Origin of the sequence: Natronococcus jeotgali DSM 18795 (assembly GCF_000337695.1) — an archaeon.
GTDB classification, from domain to species: domain Archaea; phylum Halobacteriota; class Halobacteria; order Halobacteriales; family Natrialbaceae; genus Natronococcus; species Natronococcus jeotgali.
Window position 1 is genome coordinate 1 of the sequence record NZ_AOIA01000150.1, and the last position, 6,018, is coordinate 6,018.

The following is a 6,018-nucleotide window of genomic DNA, read 5'->3' on the forward strand; positions in this document are numbered from 1 at the left end:
CGTCGACCCCGTGCTAGGCGTCTGCAAGGGCGACATCGGCGTCCGGAACGGACGGATCGTCGGCGTCGGGAAGGCCGGCAACCCCGATACGATGGACGGCGTCGATATGGTGATCGGACCGAGTACCGACACGATCCCCGCCGACGGCCTGATCGCGACGCCCGGGGCGCTTGACATCCACGTTCACTTCAACAGTCCCCAGCTGGTCGAGCACGCGCTCGGCTCGGGCATTACGACGATGCTCGGCGGCGGGTTCGGCGGCGGGGCGACGACCTGTACCCCGGGTCCGGAGAACATCAAGCGGTTCCTGCAGGCCGCCGAGGACTGGCCGGTCAACGTCGGCTTCTACGGGAAGGGCAACAGCAGTCGACCGGAGGCGCTCCGCGAGCAGGTCGAGGCCGGCGCCTGCGGTCTCAAGCTCCACGAGGACTGGGGGTCGACCCCCGCGACGATCGACACCTGCCTCGAGTTGGCTGACGAGGAGGACGTCCAGGTCTGTATCCACACCGACACGCTCAACGAGTCGGGGTTCGTCGAAGACACCTTCGAGGCCATCGACGGGCGGGCGATCCACACCTTCCACATCGAGGGCGCCGGCGGCGGCCACGCGCCCGACGTCCTCGAACTGATCGGCCACGAGCACATGCTCCCCTCCTCGACGAACCCGTCGATGCCCTACACCGAGAACACGTTCGACGAGCACCTCGACATGGTGATGGTCTGTCACCACCTCAACCCCGACGTCCCCGAGGACGTCGCCTTCGCCGAGTCGCGCATCCGCGCGGAGACGCTGGGCGCCGAGGACGTCCTCCACGACACGGGCGCGATCTCGATGATGACCTCGGACTCCCAAGCGATGGGACGCATGGCCGAGGTGATCAGCCGGACCTGGCAGACCGCCCACAAGATGAAGGCCCAGCGGGGCCCCCTCGAGGCCGACGAGGGCACCGACGCGGACAACGCCCGCATCGAGCGCTACGTCGCCAAGTACACGATCAATCCGGCGATCACGGCGGGGATCGACGACTACGTCGGCTCGCTCGAGCCGGGCAAGCTGGCCGACATCGCGCTGTGGGATCCCGGCTTCTTCGGGATCAAGCCTCGAGCGGTGATCAAGGGCGGGTTCCCGGTCTGGTCCCAGATGGGCGAGGCAAACGGCTCGCTGATGACCTGCGAGCCGGTCCTCGGTCGGGAGCGAGCCGGCGCCCAGGGACGGGCGAAACAGGGTCTCTCGATCAGCTTCGTCAGCGAGGCCGCCTACGAGAACGGGGTCGGCGACGCCTACGACCTGAAGACACCCGTCCGTCCCGTCAGCGGCACGCGCTCCGTCCGAAAGTCCGATATGCTGCACAACGACCACTGTCCCGACGACATCGAGATCGACGCCCAGACCTTCGAGGTCGAGGTCGAGGGCGAACACGTGGCCTGCGAGCCGGCCGACGAGATTCCGCTCGCACAGCGATACCTGCTCTAGTATGCACGAACGCGACACGACTCCGACGACCCGCGACGAACCGACTCGAGTACCGAACACGACCGCAGCCGCCGTCGAACAGGGGGTGACCCCCGAGTGAACCTCTCGCCGAAGGAGATGGAACGGCTGACGGTCTTCATGGCCGCCGAACTCGCTCGCCGCCGGAAGAATCGAGGCGTGAAGCTCAACCACCCCGAGACGGTCGCGTACATCTCCGACTGGTGTTGCGAGGCCGCCCGCGAGGGGAAGTCCGTCTCGCGGATCCGCTCGGAGGCGACACAGCTGCTCACCCGCGAGGACGTGATGGACGGCGTTCCAGAACTGGTCGAGATGATCCAGGTCGAGCCCGTCTTTCCCGACGGCACCAAGCTCGTGACGGTCCACGACCCGATCCGAGCCGACAGCCGGGAGCAGCTCGAGACGGTCGACCCCGGTCCGGGCGAGGAACTCGCGGTCGACGAGGGTGCCCTCCCCGACGAGAATGACGGGGATGGGAGCGAGGCCCACGAGACCGGCGGCGGCCCGGAACCCGCGGGGGGTGACGACTGATGGGGTACCGCGACGTCGCGAAGGTCGGCCTCGGCGGCCCCGTCGGCTCCGGGAAGACGGCGCTCGTGAAACGGCTCGTCCCCGAACTCGTCGCGGAGGGGTACGAGGTCGGCGTTATCGCCAACGACATCATGACCCAGGAGGACGCCGACGTCTTCCGGGAGTCCTTTGCCGACCTCCTGCCCGCGGACCTCGTCGAGGGCGTCGAGACCGGCGCCTGTCCGCACACGGGGATCCGCGAGGACCCCTCGATGAACCTCGCGGCGATCGACGAGTTCACCGAGCGCCACCCCGAACTCGACGTCGTTCTCGTCGAGAGCGGCGGGGACAACCTCGCTGCCACCTTCAACCCCGAACTGGCGGACTACTTCCTGTTCGTTATCTCCGTCGCGGAGGGCGAGGACATCCCCCGAAAACGGGGCCCCGGGGTCACCCAGGCCGACCTGCTGGTGGTCAACAAGACCGACCTCGCGCCTCACGTCGACGCCGACCTCGAGGTGATCGAGGCCGACGCGGGCGACGTGCGCGGAGAGGACCCGTTCGTCTTCACCAACTGCAAGGACGGCTCCGGAGTCGAGGAAGTGCTCGCACACGTCGAGCGCGAGGTGTTGTTCGCGTGAGCGCGGGCCACGCCGCGACCGAAGGGGTGGCGCGACTGCCGCCCGCCTTCGAGGAGTACGCGGGCGAACCGCTCGCCCAGGCGCCCGCCGCGGGACCGGGCAAGAACGGACTGCTCGAGGCGACGTTCGCTCGCGCGGGCGAGGGGCCGACGCGGCTCGTTCGCGATCGTACGGAGGTTCCCTACCACCACACCGGTACCCTCGACACCGACCCCGCGCCCGGCCTCGCGACGCTGGTCGTCCAGGAGCCCACCGGCGGGGTCGCACAGGGCGACCGCCACCGGATGGACCTCGAGGCTCGAGCGGATGCCCGCGCGCACGTCACGACCCAGAGCGCGACGAAGGTCCACAGCATGGACGCCAACTACGCCCACCTTGACGCCTCGCTGACCGCCGAAGCAGGAAGTTTCCTCGAGTACGTTCCTGGCCCGACGATCGTCAACGAGGACGCCCGCTGCCTGCAGACGGTGTCAGTCGACCTCGCGGACGGTGCGGTGGCGATCGTCGCGGACGTCCTCGTTCCCGACGGGCTGAGCGACCACGAGCCGTTTAGCTTCGACCACTACCACTCGCGGGTCGAGGCCCGCCACGACGGCCGACTGATCTGTGCGGACGCGGTCGATCTGCGGCCCGAGGAACGCGATCCGCGGGACCCGGCCAGCGTCGGCGAGTACGGCGTCGTCGGCTCGCTGTACGTCTTCGCTCCCGACGGCGGTGGCGGACGCGCTCGGGACGATAGAAGCGACGAGAACGCGACCGAGACGCTCGTCGAGACGGTCCACGAGCGGCTCGCGACGCTCGAGAGCGAGACCGAGGAGGGGCGATCAGTACACGCCGGCGTCTCGGCGCTCCCTCGCGACGCTGGCGCCATCGTGCGCCTGCTCGGCCACCGCGAGGCCGACGTCACGGGCATGCTCCGGGCGGCGTGGGACGAGACGAGGCGGGAGCTTCTGGGGGTCGGCGCGCCAGCCGACCGCCGGTACTGATGGAGCGGATCGACGGTGTCGTCGGCAACGTCCACGCGGACGACGAACTCGCGGCGCTGCGGGACGAGCACCGGGAGAACGGGACGCTCGAGCGGGTCGTGATCGACGCCGCCGACCGTCGACGGTCGCGGTTCCGGGCGACCACCGACGCGGGAACCGACGTCGGCGTCGTCCTCGATCGGCCCGCCGTCTCGGTCGGGGACGTCCTGCTCGTCGAGGACGAGCGCATGGTCCTCGTCGCCTTCGAGCCCCGCGAGGCGCTGGCGGTCGAACTCCCCGAGGCGACCCCCGCGACGCTCGAGGCGGCGGTCGAACTCGGCCACCGCGTCGGCAACCAGCACTGGGACCTCACCGTCGAGGACGGCGTCGTCTACGTCCCGCTCGCGGCCGACCGCCACATCGTCGAGCGCGTCGTCGACGACGTCGTCCCCGGCGCCGAGATCGAGGCGACGACCGTCGAGGCGGATCTGTTCGTTCCCGATCGGCGAGACGGTGAGGCGGGCCACGGCCACGACGACCACGACCATGCCCACCCCCACGGCGGTCACGACCACGACCACCACAGTCACGGGCACGACCACGACCATGGAAACTGACCCGGACGCGTTTCTGACCGCTCTCCGGCTCGGAGACTCGTTCCTCCCCGTCGGCGGCTACACGGCCTCCTACGGTCTCGAACAGTACCTCAACGAGGATCGGATCGACGACGGTGACGACCTCCGAACGTTGCTCGACGCCTACCTCCGACGGGTGGTCGGTCCCTGTGAAACCGTCGCGCTGGCGAACGCCTACGAGGCTCGACAGAACGGCGACCTCGGTCGCCTGCTCGCCGTCGACGAGCGTCTGCACGCCGTGACGATGCCCCGCGAGTTCCGCGAGAGTTCGACGAAGGCGGGGGCGAAGCTCTGCGAGCTATTGCTCGCCGACGAACGCGAGGAGGGCGAACCGGTCGACGACCCCGCCGATGCGGACTGCGACGGATTCGCCACGGCAGTCGCCGACGCGGTCGACCGGGGAGCAACGCCGGGACACTACCCGGTCGTCTTCGGCGTCGTCGCCGGCGACCGCGGCCTGTCGCGACTCGAGGCCTGTCTCACCCACGCCTACTCGTTCGTCACGGGGTTGCTGGGCGCGGCCCAGCGCCTCGGTCGGTTCGGCCATACCGAGATTCAGACCGTCCTCGCCGAGTTGCAGTCCGTGATCGAGGCCGTCTGCGAGCGCCACGTCGACGACGGCATCGCCGCGATGACGTCGTTCGCGCCGATGGCCGAGATCATGGGCATGCGTCACGAACGGGCCGGCCGCCGGCTGTTTATGAGCTGAGCGCACTTTCGGGCTGTTCGAACTCGGGATTTCCATTTAAGTGCTTCTGGCTACAAGGTAGAGATATAGCAGGGAGTCGTTTTCTCGAAGTTCGGTTCCTCGTCACTGCTCTGAGCAGCGGTTCGCGAGTTCAACGACGGTAGTTTGAGATCGAATCGACTGCATGGGTAAGTCGGAGTCTACACTGCTTGCTCTGTAGGTAGTTCTGGCCACAAGGGAGAGAGGCCCTTCTGAACTTCGTTCTCGTCGTGCAGACGCTGGTCGCTATTCCGGATAGCAACCTACGGCGCTGCCTCAGTAGACCAAGACGCGATTCCCGCGAGCGCTGACGAGTTTCTCCAGAGCAACCCCGATATCGGCATCACAGGCAGCGCAGCAGTGGTTGGTAACGCGGTTCCGCTATTCGATCCGCTGTTGAATCTGAGTCGGCCGGTTCGTTGCGTAGAGAGGGGGATGGCACACTACTGATAACATCAGTGATTTCATCACTTAGGATTATTAACGATCCAGTATGGTCTCCCAGCATATACCCTCCAGCGAAGCATTGTCTCGTCGAAAAATCCTTGCATCCAGTGCAGTAATTGGTGCGACCGGGCTTGCAGGGTGTTCAGGTAATGCCAGTTCTGAGTCCCCTGACTGTACAACAACCGCCTCTCGAACACGGTGACGGAGATGTCCTACAGCAAGCGAGTGCTATGATATCCGATGAATCAGTTGTGCTGCTGATCTCATTGCAGGAATCAGGTGACACACTCCCCATCGAGTCAATTCTTCTCAAGAACTCTGAAGGTGATCTCCTAAGCGAAATCCCCACAACCGATGCTCGTGAATACCGTATCGCTATTGGCTCACCACCACACCACGGCCGCCTCACACTACTCGCTGAAAACGACCAAGGCGACGAGTTCGACTCGATGGAAATCGAATACCACTGCATTGGTGAGTAACCGATTCATCTGATCTCTGTATTCTCTACACGGCTGTGTTGAATCGCTGTAAGGCGGAGGATTTTACTGTTTGATGGCACGTTTGATGTTGTAAACGACACACATCAGGGCGATTTCAC

General features: G+C 66.2%; 7 protein-coding genes. All 7 read left to right on the plus strand.

Going from position 1 to position 6,018, the window contains the following annotated elements:
* Window positions 1–1,474 (plus strand): urease subunit alpha (ureC, locus tag C492_RS17320; RefSeq protein WP_008426015.1); only part of this gene is annotated, 1,474 nt, incomplete at its 5' end.
* A gap of 96 nt (window positions 1,475–1,570) precedes the next feature.
* A complete protein-coding gene (locus C492_RS17325; RefSeq protein WP_008426017.1) occupies window positions 1,571–2,023 on the plus strand; it encodes an urease subunit gamma in 453 nt (150 codons plus the stop codon).
* Window positions 2,023–2,643, plus strand: a complete 621-nt coding sequence (gene ureG / locus C492_RS17330; RefSeq protein WP_008426018.1) for an urease accessory protein UreG — start codon at window positions 2,023–2,025, stop codon at window positions 2,641–2,643. The genes C492_RS17325 and ureG overlap by 1 nt, the downstream gene beginning before the upstream one ends.
* A complete protein-coding gene (locus tag C492_RS17335; protein WP_008426020.1) occupies window positions 2,640–3,629 on the plus strand; it encodes an urease accessory protein UreD in 990 nt (329 codons plus the stop codon). The genes ureG and C492_RS17335 overlap by 4 nt, the downstream gene beginning before the upstream one ends.
* Window positions 3,629–4,225 carry an urease accessory protein UreE gene (ureE, locus tag C492_RS17340; RefSeq protein ID WP_008426022.1) on the plus strand — a complete coding sequence of 199 codons (597 nt, stop codon included), beginning with the start codon at window positions 3,629–3,631 and terminating at the stop codon, window positions 4,223–4,225. Before C492_RS17335 ends, ureE begins: the two co-directional genes overlap by 1 nt.
* A complete protein-coding gene (locus C492_RS17345; RefSeq protein WP_008426024.1) occupies window positions 4,215–4,952 on the plus strand; it encodes an urease accessory protein UreF in 738 nt (245 codons plus the stop codon). The genes ureE and C492_RS17345 overlap by 11 nt, the downstream gene beginning before the upstream one ends.
* A gap of 614 nt (window positions 4,953–5,566) precedes the next feature.
* A complete protein-coding gene (locus tag C492_RS17350; protein ID WP_152424942.1) occupies window positions 5,567–5,899 on the plus strand; it encodes a hypothetical protein in 333 nt (110 codons plus the stop codon).
* The last annotated feature ends 119 nt before the right edge of the window (window positions 5,900–6,018 follow it).